This is a genomic window from Kaistia algarum, assembly GCF_026343945.1.
GTDB lineage: Bacteria > Pseudomonadota > Alphaproteobacteria > Rhizobiales > Kaistiaceae > Kaistia > Kaistia algarum.
In genome coordinates this window covers 2,583,074-2,600,091 of record NZ_JAPKNJ010000001.1, presented here as the reverse complement: position 1 = coordinate 2,600,091, position 17,018 = coordinate 2,583,074, and the positions used below count along the sequence as shown (strand labels likewise).

General features: G+C 65.4%; 15 protein-coding genes. 10 read left to right on the top strand and 5 right to left on the bottom strand.

The features are described from left to right. Positions 1 to 112 precede the first annotated feature (112 nt). Positions 113 to 592, top strand: a complete 480-nt coding sequence (locus OSH05_RS12475) for a VOC family protein (RefSeq protein ID WP_104219674.1) — start codon at positions 113 to 115, stop codon at positions 590 to 592. Positions 593 to 620: 28 nt separating this feature from the next. On the opposite strand, the gene OSH05_RS12470 is transcribed toward OSH05_RS12475, so the two are convergent. Further along, the gene (locus OSH05_RS12470) at positions 621 to 962 is read right to left on the bottom strand and encodes a YciI family protein (RefSeq protein WP_104219673.1); all 342 of its coding nucleotides are present in this window, start codon (positions 960 to 962) and stop codon (positions 621 to 623) included. A gap of 42 nt (positions 963 to 1,004) precedes the next feature. Next, positions 1,005 to 1,466, bottom strand: coding sequence for an Lrp/AsnC family transcriptional regulator (locus OSH05_RS12465; RefSeq protein ID WP_104219672.1), 462 nt, complete (start codon positions 1,464 to 1,466; stop codon positions 1,005 to 1,007). Positions 1,467 to 1,555: 89 nt separating this feature from the next. Here OSH05_RS12465 and OSH05_RS12460 point away from each other — a divergent pair, with 89 nt between their 5' ends. Beyond that, complete coding sequence (locus tag OSH05_RS12460) at positions 1,556 to 2,509, top strand: threonine ammonia-lyase (RefSeq protein ID WP_104219671.1); 954 nt, start codon at positions 1,556 to 1,558, stop codon at positions 2,507 to 2,509. Between the two features lie 25 nt (positions 2,510 to 2,534). Here OSH05_RS12460 and zwf read toward each other — a convergent pair whose 3' ends face one another. Further along, positions 2,535 to 4,070, bottom strand: a complete 1,536-nt coding sequence (gene zwf, locus OSH05_RS12455; RefSeq protein WP_104219824.1) for a glucose-6-phosphate dehydrogenase — start codon at positions 4,068 to 4,070, stop codon at positions 2,535 to 2,537. A gap of 198 nt (positions 4,071 to 4,268) precedes the next feature. Here zwf and OSH05_RS12450 point away from each other — a divergent pair, with 198 nt between their 5' ends. The 4 genes from OSH05_RS12450 to OSH05_RS12435 all read left to right on the top strand — a co-directional run bounded on the left by OSH05_RS12450 (position 4,269) and on the right by OSH05_RS12435 (position 12,092). Further along, positions 4,269 to 6,743: a glucan 1,4-alpha-glucosidase gene (locus OSH05_RS12450; protein ID WP_104219670.1), complete on the top strand. Its 2,475-nt coding sequence runs from the start codon at positions 4,269 to 4,271 to the stop codon at positions 6,741 to 6,743. Positions 6,744 to 6,769: 26 nt separating this feature from the next. Beyond that, on the top strand, positions 6,770 to 7,477 hold the full coding sequence (locus tag OSH05_RS12445; protein WP_104219823.1) for an ROK family protein: 708 nt from the start codon (positions 6,770 to 6,772) through the stop codon (positions 7,475 to 7,477). A 236-nt stretch (positions 7,478 to 7,713) separates the two neighbouring features. After that, the gene (locus OSH05_RS12440) at positions 7,714 to 11,556 is read left to right on the top strand and encodes an autotransporter outer membrane beta-barrel domain-containing protein (protein WP_165801616.1); all 3,843 of its coding nucleotides are present in this window, start codon (positions 7,714 to 7,716) and stop codon (positions 11,554 to 11,556) included. Between the two features lie 38 nt (positions 11,557 to 11,594). Beyond that, the gene (locus OSH05_RS12435) at positions 11,595 to 12,092 is read left to right on the top strand and encodes an OsmC family protein (protein WP_104219822.1); all 498 of its coding nucleotides are present in this window, start codon (positions 11,595 to 11,597) and stop codon (positions 12,090 to 12,092) included. Positions 12,093 to 12,107: 15 nt separating this feature from the next. Here OSH05_RS12435 and OSH05_RS12430 read toward each other — a convergent pair whose 3' ends face one another. Beyond that, positions 12,108 to 12,890 carry a hypothetical protein gene (locus tag OSH05_RS12430; RefSeq protein WP_104219668.1) on the bottom strand — a complete coding sequence of 261 codons (783 nt, stop codon included), beginning with the start codon at positions 12,888 to 12,890 and terminating at the stop codon, positions 12,108 to 12,110. Positions 12,891 to 13,214: 324 nt separating this feature from the next. Between OSH05_RS12430 and OSH05_RS12425 the strand changes: the two genes are divergently transcribed. Then, positions 13,215 to 13,865 carry a carbonic anhydrase gene (locus OSH05_RS12425; protein ID WP_407660390.1) on the top strand — a complete coding sequence of 217 codons (651 nt, stop codon included), beginning with the start codon at positions 13,215 to 13,217 and terminating at the stop codon, positions 13,863 to 13,865. Between the two features lie 89 nt (positions 13,866 to 13,954). Here the strand turns inward: OSH05_RS12425 and OSH05_RS12420 are convergent, their stop codons facing one another. Beyond that, positions 13,955 to 15,301, bottom strand: a complete 1,347-nt coding sequence (locus tag OSH05_RS12420; protein ID WP_104219666.1) for an Nramp family divalent metal transporter — start codon at positions 15,299 to 15,301, stop codon at positions 13,955 to 13,957. Between the two features lie 128 nt (positions 15,302 to 15,429). Between OSH05_RS12420 and OSH05_RS12415 the strand changes: the two genes are divergently transcribed. Genes OSH05_RS12415 through OSH05_RS12405 form a run of 3 tightly spaced genes read left to right on the top strand, consistent with a single transcriptional unit; the run spans position 15,430 to position 16,878 of the window. Next, entirely contained in the window at positions 15,430 to 15,744 is a 315-nt protein-coding gene (locus OSH05_RS12415; protein WP_104219665.1) for an ArsR/SmtB family transcription factor, read from the top strand. Further along, complete coding sequence (locus OSH05_RS12410) at positions 15,741 to 16,265, top strand: SRPBCC family protein (protein ID WP_104219664.1); 525 nt, start codon at positions 15,741 to 15,743, stop codon at positions 16,263 to 16,265. The genes OSH05_RS12415 and OSH05_RS12410 overlap by 4 nt, the downstream gene beginning before the upstream one ends. A gap of 13 nt (positions 16,266 to 16,278) precedes the next feature. After that, the gene (locus OSH05_RS12405) at positions 16,279 to 16,878 is read left to right on the top strand and encodes an ATP-dependent Clp protease proteolytic subunit (protein ID WP_104219663.1); all 600 of its coding nucleotides are present in this window, start codon (positions 16,279 to 16,281) and stop codon (positions 16,876 to 16,878) included. Positions 16,879 to 17,018: the final 140 nt, after the last annotated feature.

Here is a 17,018-nt window from a genome sequence, read left to right as displayed (position 1 = left end):
TTTGGCACGCGGCCATTCTGCGTTCATGCTGTGCCATCAAGGCAAACCGCGAGCGGCACCTTCGGCGTACGAAGCAGGAACGCAACGGGCTACAGAAACGAAAGGACGAGCTATGGCAACCGCCAAGAACACGATCTGCATATGGTACGACAAAGACGCCGAGGCCGCAGCGCGCTTCTATGCCGAGACATTTCCGGACAGCACGGTGACTGCTGTGCACAAAGCTCCCGGCGACTACCCTTTCGGCAAGGCGGGCGACGTGTTGACGGTTGAATTCACTGTCGCCGGCATACCTTGCCTCGGCCTCAATGGCGGTCCGGCCTTTCGCCATACCGAAGCCTTCTCGTTCCAGATCGCCACAGATGACCAGGCCGAGACCGACCGCTACTGGAACGCCATCGTGGGCAATGGCGGTCAGGAAAGCGAATGCGGCTGGTGCAAGGACAAATGGGGCCTCTCCTGGCAGATCACGCCGCGCGTGCTGACCGAGGCGCTGGCGGCCGGGGGCGACGAGGCCAAGCGCGCCTTTGCCGCCATGATGGAGATGAGGAAGATCGACGTCGCCGCGATCGAAGCCGCCCGGCGCGGCTGACGGATTGGACCACTGTCTCGCTGCGCTCTCAGTGAAACGGTCGGACTTCGACGGGTGCCCGGCAAGCGATGGCAGCCTTTTGTCCCCAGGCCAGCGCCCCGTCCATATCCTCGACATCCAGCACCCAGAAGCCGCCGACATGTTCGGTCGTCTTGAGATAGGGTCCGCTGGCGACGACCAAATCTCCATCGGGCCGCGCCCGCAGCGACATGGCGCGGCCTGCCGGCTGTAGTCCGCCGACGAAGACCCGGACGCCGGCAGCGACCATCTCGTCGTTCAGCGCATCGATAGCACGCGCCATCGCCTCGTCTTCGGAGACGAACGGATCGTAGTCGTCGGGGTGGTGAATAGCGACCCAGTATTGTGCCATGGTTCCTCCTGAGATCGAAAGGCCGGTCGAACGCGGAAGCCTTCACGCCTGGATGGAAAGCCCCAAGCCATGCTTGACCGTCTTGAGCGCGATCAGGCTTTTGTATTTCCGCACCAGCGCCTGCTGCTCGCCCATGAGCCGCTCAATGAAGGCATTATATTCTTCGAGGTCGCGGACGACTACCAGAAGCACGAAGTCCATATCGCCGGTGACATACCAGCACGATTGAACTTCAGGCGCACGGTCGACCCATCGCTGAAATTGCTCCAGCGTGTGTCGATGTTCGTTCTGGATTTCGAGTTCGACGAGAATGGACAAGGTGCGATTGACGGCCTTCGGGCTGACCACCGCCACGATTTTCTCGATGAACCCATCCTGCTTCAGTCTGGCGATCCGGCGCTCGACGGCCGAGGTGGAGAGGCGGACCGCGTCGGCAATGATCTTGCCGGGAACGTCCGCATTTTCCTGCAGCATCGAAAGTATGGTTCGATCAATGTCATCCACGGCGCCAATCCGCTCCCTTTCGCGGAATTTCCGCTATTTTTAGAGATCTATCACGGTTTTTCCGCGCGCTAAATTCATACCATCACGCCATGACGAGCCAAGCCCCCCTCTCCGCCATCAATATCGACCATGCCCGCCAGCAGATCGATCCCGTGTTCCTGAACTCAGGCCTGCTGCGCTCCGATGCGCTCGCGCTGTCGCTGTTCGCCAAGGACGAGACCGACAACCCGATCCGAAGTTTCAAGGGAAGAGGGACGGGCTTTTTCCTCGCCAATCTGGCTGACAACGGGCCCCCTCTGGTCACGGCATCCGCCGGGAACTTCGGTCAGGGACTCGCCTATAATGCCGCGCGGCACAAACGATCGCTGACCGTCTTCGCCAGCCTGAACGCCAACCCGCTGAAGATCGAGGCCATGCGCCGGTTCGGTGCCGAGGTCGTGCTCGCCTGCGAGGATTTTGACGGAGCCAAGGAGGCCGGACGGGCCTACGCGACAGAGCGGGGCCTGACCTTCGTCGAGGATGGCGCGAGCGCGGCCATTGCCGAAGGGGCAGGAACGATAGCGGCGGAACTGACGGAAGCGGTCGACGACATCGACGCCATTTTCATTCCACTCGGCAACGGCGCTTTGGCAGCCGGAATAGGCTGCTGGTTCAAGGCGAGATCGCCGCGGACAAAGGTCGTCGCCGTCGCTGCGAGCGGCGCGCCTTGCATGGCCCTGTCCTGGAAGGCCGGCGAAGCGGTTCCCACTCCGGAGGCCCGCACGATCGCCGACGGAATCGCCGTGCGGATTCCCGTGCCCTCGGCAGTCGACTGGCTCAAGGACACGATCGACGACATCGTTCTGGTAGACGACGACCAGATTCTGGCTGCGATGCGGTTCGCCCATGCAACCTGGAACCGTCTGGTCGAGCCCGCCGGCGCCGCAGGACTGGCCGCCATCCTCGCAAACGCCTCCGCGCTGAAAGGCAGCCGCATCGCGACGATGCTATGCGGCGCCAACCTCACGGATCAACAGATCAAGGCATGGCTGCCCTCCGCCTAAAAAGACGAGGAGCGGGCACTCCCGCTTAAGCCAGCGGCAGCCAGTTGAACCCGTCGCGCTCGATCAGCCGGTCCGCCGCTGCCGGGCCGGCGCTGCCGGCCTTGTAGTGGTGGAGTTCGCCCTGGCCGGCTTCCCACTGGTCGAGGATCGGTTGGACCACGGCCCAGCCGGCTTCGATGTTGTCGGCGCGCTGGAAGAGCGTCGCGTCGCCCGTCAGGCAGTCATAGATCAGTGTCTCGTAGCCCGTTGAGGGCTCGGCCTTGAAGTAGTCCGAATAGCGGAAATCCATGTCGACTTCGGCGAGGCGGACCTGGCGGCCGGGGATCTTGGCGGCGAGGCGCAGCGAGATACCCTCATTGGGCTGGACACGGATGACGAGGGCATTGGGCTCGACCGCGTCCGTCGGCGTCTCGTCGAAGAGGCGATGCGGCGGCCGCTTGAACTGGATCATGATCTCGGTGCGGCGCACCGCGAGCGCCTTGCCGGTACGTATATAGAAGGGCACGCCCGACCAGCGCCAATTGTCGACATTGAGCTTCAACGCAACATAGGTCTCGCGGCGGCTGTCATGGGCGACATTGTCCTCCCAGGGATAGTTCTTGACGTGGCGCCCGCCGATATTGCCGGCCAGATATTGCGCCCGCACCGTATCGCGCTCGACCTCTTCCGGGGTCATCTGGCCGATCGCCTGGATGACCTTGGCCTTCTCGGTGCGGATCGCATCGGCGTCGAAGGAGTTCGGCGGCTCCATCGCGACCATGGCGAGAAGCTGGAACATGTGGTTCGGCACCATGTCGCGCAACGCGCCCGTCGCGTCATAGAACTTGCCGCGCTGTTCGACCGTCACCGTCTCGGCGGCGGTGATCTGGACATGGTCGATGAAATTGCGGTTCCACAGCGGCTCGAAGATGCCGTTGCCGAAGCGCATCGCCATGACGTTCTGCACCGTCTCCTTGCCTAGGAAATGGTCGATGCGGAAGATCTGATGCTCGCTTGCCGACTGGAGCAGGTGCGCATTGAGCGCCTTGGCCGAAGCCAGATCCGTGCCGAAGGGCTTTTCGACGACGATGCGGCGGAAGGCGTTCTCGCTCTCTTCGAACAGGCCGTTCTCGCCCAGCTTTTGCGCGATCGACGCGAAGAAGCGCGGCGTGACGGCCATGTAGAACACGGCATTGGCCTGTCCGGTCTCGGTCTTGCGCTGGTCCAGCCAGGCGCGGACCTTGTGGTAAGTTTCGGCGCTGTCGAAATCACCGACAATGTAATGGACACGCTCCATCAGCCAGGACCAGGCGGTCGGGTTCGGCGTCGCACCGGTGCCGACCGCGACTTCCTTGGCCGCTTCGGTCAGGAAGGTCCGGTAGTCCTCGTCAGTATGCGGGACGATGTCGACGCCTACGATCTGAAAGGCAGGATCCAGCGCGCCCTCGCGCGCCAGATTGTAGAGCGCCGGCATGACGAGGCGCTTGGTCAAATCGCCGGAGGCACCGAAGATGAACAGCGTCGACGCGGGCGCCGGCCCGGAATCGTCCTTGGCAGGCTTAGAGCTGCTGGCGTCGGTCATGTTCGTCCTCTTCTTCATCGGCGCATTGCCGTCCGCTCTTGCCGGAACCATGCTGAAATTCGATTAAGATCGGAAGACCGGATGATGACGGCGGCCGAATTTACGTCAGGTTATGACTTCATCGCCTCTTCTGGGCGAGAGTAAAGATCGAGCTTCGGGCGTGATAGCGCGACGGAATGCTCCCAGGGGGAAACGACCATGAGTTCGACTAGCGAGTTGCCGCCCGGCGCTCCGGGCCTCGATCCGCGCTGGACCTCGAGCGCCAAGAGCGGCGTCGGCACGGCGATGACGGCGGCGAGCCGCATCTGGTTCACGCTATCCCACGGCATTTTGAACGAAATCTATTACCCGCGCGTCGATGCCGCCTGCACCCGCGATTTCGGCCTCGTCGTCGCCGGGCCGGACGGCTATTTCTCCGAGGAGAAACGCGACGCCGATCATGAAGTCTCAATGATGGAGGAAGGCGTTCCGGCCTTCCGCCTCTCCAATACCGCCCGCGACCGTCGCTACCGGATCGAAAAGGAAATCCTGACCGACCCGCGCCGCGAGGCGCTGCTGCAGCGGATCACCTTCGAGGCGCTCGAAGGCGAACTTGCCGACTATCGTCTCTACGCCCTGCTCTCGCCGCATCTCGTCAATGCCGGCGCCAACAACACGGCCTGGGTCGGCGACTACAAGGGTACGCCGATGCTGTTCGCCTCCGGGCCGCGCGGCGTCTCGGTGGCGCTGGCCTGCAGCGTGCCCTGGCTCGCCCGATCGGTCGGCTTCGTCGGTGCATCGGACGGTTGGCAGAACCTGTCACGCGGTGAGCCACTGAACCAGGCCTATCAGCTTGCCGAGCATGGCAATGTCGCGCTATCCGGCGAGATCGATCTCACGCCTGGCAAGGGCCACGCGCTGCTCGCTCTCGGCTTTGGCGTCCGGCCCGACGAGGCAGGTTATCGCGCGCTATCGAGCCTGCAGGACGGTTTCGAATCAGCCCGCAAGCTTTATGCTCATGGCTGGCGCGCCTGGCAGGACAGCCTGCTCCCGCTCGACCGCCCCGCCGGCTCGTCGAACCTGAATCGCTATCGCATCTCGACGGCAGTGCTGGCGACGCACCAGCCGACCTCCTTCCCGGGCGCGGCGATCGCCAGCCTCTCGATTCCGTGGGGATTCTCCAAGGGTGACGAGGATCTCGGCGGCTATCACCTCGTTTGGCCACGCGACTTGGTCGAGACGGCGGGAGGCTTTCTCGCCGCTGGCGCCACGGCCTATGCGCGCGACATCCTCGCTTATCTCATGTCGATCCAGGAGGAAGACGGACACTGGTCGCAGAATGTCTGGCTCGACGGCACGCCCTATTGGAGCGGCGTGCAGATGGATGAATGCGCCTTCCCGCTGCTCCTCGCCGACATGCTCCATCGCTCAGGGCATCTGGAGCGCGACGAACTTGCGCGGTTCCTGCCGATGATCGAGAAGGCGGCGCGCTATGTCGCCGTCAACGGCCCGGTCACGGCGCAGGATCGCTGGGAGGAGGATGCCGGCTATTCGCCGTTCACGCTCGCCGTCGAGATTGCCGGCCTGCTGGCCGCCGCCGACCTTATGGATACCTTTGGCCGCAAGAGGGCGGCTCGCTATCTGCGCGAGACAGCCGACAGCTGGAACGACGACATCGAGTACTGGACCTTCGCGAAGGACACGGAGCTGGCCCAGAGACTTGGCATCTCCGGCTACTATGTCCGCATCGCCGCGCCGGAGACAGCCGATGCCGCCTCGCCGCTGGAGGGCTTCGTACCGGTCAAGAATCGCCCGCCGAGTGAGATGAGCCAGCTGGCGGCGATGCTGATCAGCCCCGATGCCCTGGCGCTCGTCCGCTTCGGGCTGCGCGCGCCGGACGATCCGCGTATCCTCGACACAATTGCCGCGATCGACGCGACGCTGCGGGCTGAGCTACCCCAAGGGCCGATCTGGTATCGCTACAATGGCGACGGCTATGGTGAGCACGAGGACGGCGCCCCCTTCAACGGCGTCGGCATCGGCCGACCCTGGCCGCTGCTCTCAGGCGAGCGGGCGCATTATGAACTCGCCGCCGGACGGATCGAGGTCGCGGAGCAATTGCTGACGACGCTGGAGGAATCGGCGAGCATCGGCGGTCTGCTGCCCGAGCAGGTATGGGACGCGACCGACATTCCCGAGCGGGAGCTCTTCCACGGCCGCCCCTCCGGCAGCGCCATGCCGTTGGTCTGGGCCCATTCCGAGCACATCAAGCTGCTGCGTTCGCTCCGCGACGGCGCCGTATTCGACATGCCGCCGCAGACCGTCGAGCGTTACCAGAAACGCGGCGTCACCTCGCCAGTGCGATCCTGGCGCTTCTGCCAGAAGATCCGCACCATCTCAGGCGGAAAATCGCTCCGGATCGAATTGCAGGCGCCGGCGATCGTGCACTGGACGACCGATGACTGGGCGACGATCCACGATACGCCGACGGCGCCGAACGATTTCGGCATCGATCTCGTCACCCTGCCAACGAGCGAGGCGGCGGTCGGAACCATCATCCGCTTCACGCTTTACTGGCCTCAGGCGGATCGCTGGGAGAATGCCGATTTCGCGGTGACGGTCGATCCGGCGCGGTCGCCGCCGCCCGTGCGGCGTCCGCTGGGACCGAGCGGCGCCCTGAAGGCGCCGCTGTGAGCGACGAGCCGAAGAAGGAGACGAGCATGGCGGGCATATTGGCGATCGATGTCGGCGGTACGGGCCTCAAGGCGGCGGTAATCGACGAGAGCGGACGGATGCTGACGGAACGGGCACGCGTGCCGACGCCGCACCCCTGCCCGCCCAAGGCGTTCCTGGATGCGGTTTCGGGGCTGACAAATGGCTTCCCCGCCTTCGACCGGATCTCGGTCGGCTTCCCCGGTGTCGTCCGGAACGGAACGGTGCTGACCGCTCCCAATCTCGGCACCGAGGACTGGTCGGGCTTCGCGCTCGCCGACGCGATCTCGAAGGTGTTCGGCGGCCATCCTGCGCGGATGATCAACGACGCCGAGATGCAGGGCTTCGCCATCGTTGCCGGCAAGGGCCTCGAAATGGTGCTGACGCTCGGCACCGGCGCCGGAACAGCTCTGTTTCGCGACGGCGATCTGATGCCGCATATGGAACTCGCCCATCATCCGCTGCATGACGACAAGACCTATGACGAATATCTCGGCAACGCTGCCTTCGAAGCCGAGGGCAAGAAGCACTGGAACCACCGCGTCGAGAAGACAGTCGGCATTCTCTACACCCTGCTCCACTACGACCATCTCTATCTGGGCGGCGGCAACTCCAAGCATGTCGAGTTCGACCTGCCATCCTCCGTCTCCGTCGCCTCCAACGATGCCGGCATCGAAGGCGGGGCCGGCCTGTGGCGGAAGACGGCAAAGCTCTGAAACGCGTCTCTCCGCCCTCGCAAGGCCGTCGCGGCGCCCCCCCGCCGCGATTGGGACAGCCCGGCGGGCTTCGATACTTCCGCAACTCCTTTGTCCACTGTTTCACGCAAGAGCTTGATGGCGAAGGGTTATGGTTAACCCGCCATTAAGCTCGATTCGACACAGTGACCTCCAGGATCCGTCGCATCTGGTGTTGCGTTCGGCGGACCGCTTTTCGGGGCATGATGGGGGCGCGAGTGTCGGCTGCGGCGCGACGATGGAGAGGGATTCGGGCTGTCTCGCCTGGATCACCAATCGTCCGACGGGCTGGCCTCGCGATCCTCGCCTCGCTCCTCGCCTCCACGGCCGCCTCCGCCCAAAGCATCTGGAACAACACCGGCGCCGACAACTGGACCACGGGCAGCAACTGGACGCCGGCCGGTGAGCCGACCGCCGCCACCATCGTCGTCATCGACAATGGCGGCGAGGCGCAGATCACCACGCCCGGAGCGGCGGCGGCGACCATCATCCTCGGCAGCACGGATGAGACGACATCCGGCACGCTTTCGATCACCAGCGGCGGCACGCTAACGACGTCGACCGACACCGCCATCATCGGTCAGTTCGGCACCGGCGCCGTTACCGTCACGCGGCTCGGCTCCGACTGGACCTCCGGCGGCGACGTCATCATCGGCAGCGAGACAGGCAGCACCGGCACGCTCACCGTCGACATGTCGGCAACCGCGACGCTTGGCGGCGATGTCGTCCTCGGCGACAGCGCCGGATCGACGGGAACGCTGTCGGTCGATGGCGCGGGTACGCTTGTCACCGCCAACAAGGATCTGACGGTCGGCAACGAAGGAACCGGCTTCCTGACCGTCTCGTCCGGCGCCACGGTCGATACGCAGAATCTCACGGCGGCCTCGCTCGCCGGTAGCCAGGGCACGGTCCTCGTGACTGGCGCGGATTCGCTGCTGGAAGTGCAGGGCGCGCTGGTCCTCGGCGGCGCAGGCACGGCGAGCCTGCGCATTGAGGGCTCGGGCACGCTTTCAAGCCTGGCGTCGACCCTCGGCAGCGAAGCCGGCGGCAGCGGGACGGTTACGCTCAACGGCGACGGTTCGAGCTGGACCAATGCCGGCAGCCTGACCATCGGCGCGGCAGGAACGGGCAATCTCTTCCTCGAGGCCGGCAGTACCGTCAACACCGCAAGCGCGACGGCTGGATCGCTGGAGGGCGGCACCGGAACGATCCGCATCACCGGAGCGGGTTCGACCCTGACCATAACGGGGGCGCTCGTCCTGGGCGAGGCGGGATCGGGCTCGATGACGGTCGAATCCGGCGGCAGCGTGATCTCCGCCAGCGCGGCTCTGGGCGACCAGCCGACGGGCGTCGGCATCGCACTCGTTACCGGCGACGGATCGAGCTGGACCAATGACGGCCTGCTGGTAATCGGCGAGGAAGGCAGCGCGACGCTGACCGTCGAGGCCGCCGGCAGTGTGCTGACGGGTAGCGCCAGCCTTGGCGCCAGCGCGGGCGGCACGGGTTCGGTGGCGGTCACCGGCGCCCTGTCCTCGCTCACTGTGACCGATGCGCTGGTCGTCGGGGACGCCGGCACCGGATCGCTCGACATCAACTCTGCTGGCTCCGCCTCCGCCGGCTCGGCGACGATCGGCCTCTCGGAAGACGGGTCCGGCCTCGTCACGCTCTCGGGCACCGGTTCCAGCCTCGACGTCGCCAATGCGCTGACCATCGGTGCTTCCGGCGATGGCGCCGCCACGATCTCGCTCGGCGCCACGGCCACCGCCGGATCGGCAACACTAGGCGCGGAAGCGACCGGGGCCGGGGCGCTGCTCGTCACCGATGCGGGTTCCAGTCTCGATGTCGCCGGCACGCTGACGGTGGGCAATGCCGGTACGGGCGGGCTCGAGATCGCCAATGGCGGTACCGTCTCCGCTGCGGACGCCATCGTCGGCGCGGCGCAAACGGCAGCCGGCGCGGTTCTCGTCGGCAATGACGGCTCGGCCCTTACCCTCTCCGGCTCGCTGACGGTCGGCGCGGCCGGTGCTGGCGCTCTGGTCCTCGATGCGGGTGGCACGGCTTCGGCGACCGAGGTGATCCTCGGCGCCGACGAAACCGGGAGCGGTCTTGTCGTGGTCAATGCCGAGGGGTCGGACCTTGCCGTCTCCGGCGACATCACCATCGGCGCGGCCGGCGATGGCGAATTGCAGGTGACGGCTGGCGCGACCGCGGAAAGCGGCGCCGCCATCATCGGCGAAGCGGCAACCGGCGTCGGCCTCGTCACGGTGGACGGGCTGGGATCGCTCTGGACCGTATCGGACAGCCTCGCGATCGGCGCGGAAGGCAGTGGCACGCTTTTCCTCTCCGGCCTCGGCGTGGTCGATGTCGGCGATGGGGCCGGCATCGTGACGCTCGCCAGCGCCGCTGGATCGACCGGAGTGCTGCAGATCGGCAATGGCGCAGGCGCCGGAACGCTGCTGGCCAGCGAGGTGACCGGCGGTGCGGGCATGGCGAGCCTCGTCTTCGATCACTCCGACGCGGCCTATGTGTTCGCCCCGGACATCACCGGGTCGATCTCGCTCAGCCAGGCCGGCAGCGGCACGACGATCCTGACCGGCACCAATCTCTATGCCGGGACGACCCGCGTCGAGGCGGGAACGCTCGCCGCTGGCGCCGTTGACGCTTTCTCTCCGGCATCGGACTTCAGCGTATCGGCCGGAGCGATCCTCGACCTCGCCGGTTACGACGAGACGGTAGCGAGCCTCGCCAATGCCGGGACGATCTCCCTTCTCGGCCGCGGCGCCGGCACGACGCTCACGGTAGCAGGCGATTACGAGGGCACGGGAACCGTCGCACTCGGTACCGTGCTCGGCGGCGATGCATCGCTGACGGATCGGCTGGCCATCGGCGGTAACGTGTCCGGTTCGACGCGGCTGGCTGTCGTCAATCTCGGGGGCCTCGGTGCACAGACGACCGGCGACGGCATCGAGATCGTCAGCGTGGCGGGCAGTTCGTCCGCGGACGGCTTCACGCTCGGCCGCACCATCGCCGGTGCCTATGACTATCGTCTCTATCAGGGCGGCACCGGCGCGGATTCCGGCAATGGCAGCTGGTACCTTCGCAGCGACCTTTCCGCCGCCGCGCAGACCTATCGCGCCTACCCGTCGGCCCTGCTCGCCTATAGCACTGCCAGTATCGGCACGCTGGAGCAGCGCACCGGCGGCTGGAGCGTGGGGTCGGCGACGACCACCGTCCCCGGTGGCGCTTTCGTGCGCGGCGCGGGCCTGACGGCGAGCGCGAGCCCGGAAACAGGATCGCCCTACCAGCAGGACCTTGCCTTCGGGCAGACCGGAATTGCAGGCGAATTGCCGCTCGCGGTGCCGGGACTGGTCACGGCCGGTGTGACGGCAACCTTCGGCCGCTCGCAGGTGACCGTCGATACGCGCTCGCATGGAACGGCCGGCACCGGCCGGATCGACAGCGACGCCTATGGCTTCGGCGGGACGCTGACCTATTGGGGCCGCGATGGCCTCTACGCCGACGCAGTCGGGCAGGTCACCTATTTCGACACCGGCATCTCCGTCAGCGACGCGGCGACGCTTGCCAGCGCCAATTCCGCCCTCGGAACCGCGCTGAGCCTCGAAATCGGCAAACGCTTCGAGCCGGCGCCGACGTGGTCGATCGTGCCGCAGGCGCAGCTTCTCTACGCCTCGGTCGGCGCAGACGATTGGACCGATGCGGACGGAACCACCGTCACCAGCATCAATGGGCAGAGCCTGATCGGCCGCGCCGGCCTGCGCTTGGAGCATGCCGGGTTCATCGACGCCATCGCGCTGGATGCGATGCGCTACAACGCCTACGTAATCGCCAATCTCTATTACGCCTTTGTCGGCAACACCGACGTCGCAGTCGGCGGCACCACGATGGCCCAGGAGCCGGGGCGGCTCACCGGCCAGATCGGGCTCGGCGGCACGCTGCGTCTGGCGGCGGGCACCAGTCTTTACGGCGAAGCGAGCTACGCCTCGGCCCTCGACAGCGGCGACGCCTGGTCGGGCAACTTCGGCTTGCGAGTCCAGTGGTAGTCGCGCGATAGATCGTCGACACGATCATGGAGACGACCATGCCGACCATCAAGGCAACGCTGGGCAGCGCGGACTTCGCTGTTGCCATGACCGCCGGACCGCACAATATCGCCGCCGACGAGCCGGTGGCACGGGGCGGCGGTGGCACGGCGCCCGGCCCGTTCGATCTCGTCATGAGCGGCCTTGCCGCCTGCACCATCATCACGCTGCGCATGTATGCCGCGCGCAAGGGCTGGGAACTCGGCACGATCCACGCCGAGATCGAGCACAGCCGCACGGCAAAGGACAACCACATCCTGCGCCATCTGCGCTTCGGCGCCGAGCTGACGCCGGATCAGATCGCCCGCCTTGCCGAGATCGCCGAGAAGACGCCGGTGACTCTGGCGTTGAAGCAGGGATCGGTGATCGAGACGCACATCCTGCCGTCGCTGCCGGACGAGACGCCGGAGCATCTCGACGAACGGCTCGACGAGGCGCTGGAAGAGAGCTTCCCGGCCAGCGACCCGATCAGCGTATCGCCGCGCGAGACCGAGTAGCCCGGTCCTCAACGCTCAGAAGTGAATGCCGAGGCCGGCGAACACGCCCTGCTGCGTCGTGTTGTAGACGAAGCCGCCATTCTCGTAGTCCTCATAGATGGCGCGGTAGCCGATCGAGGTCGAGATCGTCTTGGTCCAGTTGTAGCCGAGCGCGCCAAAGGCCTGCCAGGTCAGGTTCGACCCGACGCCGAAGCCGCCGACATCGCCAAGAGCGTTGATGAACCATTTGTCGTTGAAATCATAATGGGCATAGACGCCTACGGTCGGATCGATCCATTGCTCCGAACCGGAAGCGCTTTTCCATACCGACGAATAAACCGGGCCGGCCGACAGATCGGCGCTGAGATTCTGATAGCGGAAACCAACCGTGGCGCTCACCTTGAGCCGCTCGATATTGATCGGCAGCGTATAGCCCAGGGCCCCCTGCACCGTTATCTGGTCCTGAGAATAGTTGATGCCCGTCGTGCCGATCGTCTTGTCGGTGCTGATCTGCGTCCACATAAAATCAGTCAGGATCAGCCACTGGTCGTTCTGCGCCGCGAACGAGGCCATGACCGCGCCATCGAGGTTCTGGATAGCGTCGATCGGCGTCACGTCGATCCCGAATGGTCCAAGCCCCTTGGCGCCGACATCGCCGTTTACCCCTGAGAGCCATCCATAGATCGTCGCCTGAAAGCGCCAGTCATTCGTCGGTGCCGACTCCATCGGAGCGGCCGGGACTTCGGCGATGTCAGCCGCGAAAGCCGGTCCGCAAAGGAGGCCTGCCGCAAGACTTCCGGCAACGATAAGGCTCTTCATCTCGGTATCCCCCCACCAGCAGCCATCGCGTTGCCCCCGCGGTCGCATCCGCTGTCGATCTGAATCTCACATTCAGCTCACATGAAAATACAGCCTCGTTCCCGCAGCTCCAAGGTTCGGCCTCGGCTTGCCGCCAGAACTTGGCAGGGGGTTGCAGGAATGTCGCGCCCGTGACAGCCGGACACACCTCCGCCCGGGATCACCAGGCGGCAACCGAGTGCCCAAGGGTTTGGCCGGCAGGCGGGGTCTTGCGTCGGCGCGCGGCTTGCTGCACTGCATGATGTCGTTCGATCCCATGGCGTGGAGTTCAATCCGATGGCGCAGATTGCGAGGTTCCCGAACCGTCTCATTCGCGGCTATGCGGCGTTCCGCGAGCAGCGACTGCCGCAGGAAAGTTCGCGCTACCGCGTGCTTGCCGAAGCAGGACAGCGGCCGCGCACCATGATCGTCGGCTGCTGCGACAGCCGCGCCGCGCCGGAAACCATCTTCGACGCCGCGCCGGGCGAACTCTTCGTCGTGCGCAACGTCGCCAATCTGGTTCCGCCTTATGATCCGGACGGCGAGTATCACGGCACCTCGGCGGCGATCGAGTTCGGCGTCATGGGCCTCAAGGTCCAGCATATCGTCGTGCTCGGCCATGGCCGCTGCGGCGGCGTGCAGGCCTATATGGCGGCCCGCGACGGCCAGGGCGTCGGCCTCGCCTCCAGCGACTTCATCGGCAAATGGATCACGCTGATCGCTCCGGCCGAAGCGCTCGTCTGCGACGATCCGAAGGAGACGGACGACGCGCAGCGGGCACTCGAATTCGCTTCGATCCGCAAGGCCGTCGAGAATCTGCGCACCTTCCCGACGATCCGCAGCCTTGAGGAAATCGGCGAGATCGAGTTGCACGGCGCGTGGTTCGACATCTCAACCGGCGAGCTCTACCTGCTCGACGCCGAAACTGGCCGCTTCTCGATCCCCGAGACGGCCTGATCGGCGCGGAGCTGTCAGGTCTAGGCTGCGACGAAAATGGCGACCCAGACATCCAGGTCGCCATTTGTAGCCCAGCTGACGGATAGCGGTCAGCCGGTCGCGACGTCGTAGAGCAGCTTCATGTTGAGCGCGATGATGATCACCGCCGTGATTGCGGCGATCGCCGTCAGCCAGCGCGGCGCGACAAAGACGCCCATCTTGCGCTTCTCCGCCGTGAACATCACCAGCGGCACCACCGCGAAGGGCAGTTGCAGGCTCAGGATCACCTGGCTGAGGATCAGCAATTTGCCCGTGCCGCTGGCGCCATAAAGGATGGTCACCGCCGCCGCCGGCACGATGGCGATGCCACGCGTGATCAGCCGGCGCAGCCAGGGCTGCAGGCGGATATTGATGAAGCCCTCCATGACGATCTGCCCGGCCATCGTCGCCGTGACGGTCGAATTCAGGCCACAGCACAGCAGCGCGACCGCGAACAGAGTCGGCGCCAGCGCGGAGCCAAGCAGCGGGTGCAGCAGCGCATAGGCCTTGTCGAGCTCGACCACATCATGCTGGCCATGAGCGTGGAAGGCCGAGGCGGCGAGGATCAGGATCGAGGCGTTGATCGTGAGGGCGAACATGAGTGCCAGCGTCGAATCCAGCGTCGCATACCGGATCGCCTCCCGCTTGCCCGTCTCGTCTGTGGCATAGGCGCGCGTCTGCACGATGCCGGAATGCAGATAGAGATTATGCGGCATGACCGTCGCGCCGATGATGCCGAGCGCGAGATAAAGCATGTTCGGGTTCGTCAGGAGATCCGTCGTCGGCGCGAAGCCGCGGATGACGCCGCTCCAGTCCGGGCTCGCCATCAGGATCTGGATCAGGAACGACACCGCGATGACCCCGAGCAGCGTGATGACCAGCGCCTCGACCCAGCGGAAGCCCTTCGCCTGCAGATAGAGCACCAGGAAAACGTCAAAAGCCGTCAAAATGACGCCGATCTCCAGCGGAATGCCAAAGAGCAGGTTGAGGCCAATCGCCGTGCCGATCACTTCCGCCAGGTCCGTGGCGCAAATGGCGATCTCGGCGAGGATCCATAGGCAAAAGGCGACCGGCGCCGGATAGGCGTCGCGGCAGGCTTGCGCGAGATCCCGCCCCGTGGCGACGGCGAGCCGGGCGGCCAGCGCCTGCAGGATGATCGCCATAATGTTGGAGAGCAGCGCGACGAAAAGCAGCGCATAGCCGAACTGCGACCCGCCGGCGAGCGACGTCGCCCAATTGCCCGGATCCATATAGCCGACGGCGACGAGATAGCCCGGCCCCAGAAACGCCGCGGCCTTGCGCCAGCTCGGCGCACCCGGCGCGACGGCGATCGAGCCATGCACCTCGGACAGCGACGGTAGCCCCCGCGACCGACGCCAGCCACCGCCCTCGCCCGCAACCTCGTCCACGCCGCGCATCGCGCATCCTTTTTGATAATGCGAATTATTCGCATTTAGGAATGGCGGAGTGCCGATGTCAATGGCAGGCCCAAAAGGCTCGAAACGTCGCCTTGCGAATCGAATAAGCTATTGCTTATATATTGCTCATGATCGAGCCCGACATCTTCCGCGCCCTCGCCGATCCGACCCGCCGGGCCGTCTTCGAACGGCTGGCGGCGCGCGAGATGAGCGTCTCGGAACTGAAGGCCAACTTCGCCGTCTCGCAGCCGGCGATCTCGCAGCATCTGGCCGCCCTGAAAGCCGCCGGCCTGGTGCAGGAGCGACGCGACGGGCGCTTTGCCTATTACAGCATCACTCCCGATGGCCTGGCGCCGCTGACCGACTGGGTGGACCGCTATCGCCGCTTCTGGCCCGAGCGGATCGAGAAACTGAAGACCGTCCTCAAGGAGATGGACCCATGACCCAGCCAGATATGCCGGCGCCAAAGCTGGCGTCGCTCCACCTCGAATGCGATCTCGACGCGCCAATCGAGAAGGTCTGGCGCGCCTTGAGCGAGCCGGCGCTGCTGGCGCAATGGCTGCTCCCGAACGATATTGCGCCCGAGACCGGCGCGCATTTCACGCGGGCCGGCGCGGCCGATCAGGGCGGCACGATCGACTGCGAAATCCTGGAAAGCGACCCGCCGCGCCATCTGCGCTTCAGCTGGCGGGCGAGCGAGACCCGAGCCGACGGCACGCAGGACACGCTCGACACGGTCGTAACATTCGAACTGGAACCGACCGCGGATGGCCGGACGCATCTGCGCCTTGTCCATGACGGCTTCGTCGTCGCCTCTGACTACCGCTTCGACCTCCCGGCCGAAGAGCCCGAAATCGTGGTCCTCCTCCCGCCGGCCGCCATCGCGCGCCGCCGCATCCGCAAGCCCCGGCGCGCCACCTTCGCCCGTCGCTCGCTGCCTACCCTTATGCGCCTCGCCGCCTGAAAGGATCGTTGCGATGAACTTCGTCCCCATGGTCGTCGAGCAGTCCAGCCGCGGCGAGCGCTCCTTCGACATCTATTCACGCATGCTGCGCGAGCGGATCATCTTCCTGAACGGCCCGATCGACGACAATGTCTCGGCGACGATCTGCGCCCAGTTGCTGTTCCTGGAATCGGAAAGCCCCAACCGCGAGATCGCGCTCTACATCAATTCGCCCGGCGGCGTCGTGTCGAGCGGCTTTGCGATCTATGACACGATGCAGTTCATCTCGAGCCCGGTCTCGACGCTCTGCATGGGCTCAGCCTGTTCGGCGGCTTCGTTCCTGCTCATGGCCGGCGCCCCGGGGCGCCGCATCGCGCTACCCAATTCCAGCATCATGCTGCATCAGCCGCTCGGCGGCTTCCAGGGCTCGGCCTCGGACATCGAACTCCACGCCGAGAATATCCGCAAGACCAAGCAGCGGCTGAACACGCTCTATGCCCGCCATTGCGGCCGCTCGCTGGAGGAGGTCGAGCGCACGCTGGACCGCGACCATTTCATGGATGCGGAGGAGGCCATGGCCTGGGGCATCGTCGACGAGGTCTGCGAGAGGAGAAGCCTCGACAAGGCGGCGTAGGGGGGTCATCCGACCCGTCTCCGCTCGAAAGGATCGCTGGGGCTTGGTGCTGAGGCCACCCAAGAAGGCAATCCGCATGGTTAACCCCACATGTTTCTACAACCATAGCGGGATTTTGCCAGGAAGTCACGCGAATTGCC

Excerpts from the sequence above, each read along its gene's own strand:
- OSH05_RS12475 (WP_104219674.1), top strand. The coding sequence starts at position 113 with ATGGCAACCGCCAAGAACACGATCTGCATATGGTACGACAAAGACGCC.
- OSH05_RS12410 (WP_104219664.1), top strand. The coding sequence starts at position 15,741 with ATGACCCAGCCAGATATGCCGGCGCCAAAGCTGGCGTCGCTCCACCTC.
- OSH05_RS12445 (WP_104219823.1), top strand. The coding sequence starts at position 6,770 with ATGGCGGGCATATTGGCGATCGATGTCGGCGGTACGGGCCTCAAGGCG.
- OSH05_RS12415 (WP_104219665.1), top strand. The coding sequence starts at position 15,430 with ATGATCGAGCCCGACATCTTCCGCGCCCTCGCCGATCCGACCCGCCGG.
- OSH05_RS12450 (WP_104219670.1), top strand. The coding sequence starts at position 4,269 with ATGAGTTCGACTAGCGAGTTGCCGCCCGGCGCTCCGGGCCTCGATCCG.
- OSH05_RS12420 (WP_104219666.1), bottom strand. The coding sequence starts at position 15,301 with ATGCGCGGCGTGGACGAGGTTGCGGGCGAGGGCGGTGGCTGGCGTCGG.
- OSH05_RS12405 (WP_104219663.1), top strand. The coding sequence starts at position 16,279 with ATGAACTTCGTCCCCATGGTCGTCGAGCAGTCCAGCCGCGGCGAGCGC.
- OSH05_RS12435 (WP_104219822.1), top strand. The coding sequence starts at position 11,595 with ATGCCGACCATCAAGGCAACGCTGGGCAGCGCGGACTTCGCTGTTGCC.
- OSH05_RS12430 (WP_104219668.1), bottom strand. The coding sequence starts at position 12,890 with ATGAAGAGCCTTATCGTTGCCGGAAGTCTTGCGGCAGGCCTCCTTTGC.
- OSH05_RS12470 (WP_104219673.1), bottom strand. The coding sequence starts at position 962 with ATGGCACAATACTGGGTCGCTATTCACCACCCCGACGACTACGATCCG.
- OSH05_RS12460 (WP_104219671.1), top strand. The coding sequence starts at position 1,556 with ATGACGAGCCAAGCCCCCCTCTCCGCCATCAATATCGACCATGCCCGC.
- zwf (WP_104219824.1), bottom strand. The coding sequence starts at position 4,070 with ATGACCGACGCCAGCAGCTCTAAGCCTGCCAAGGACGATTCCGGGCCG.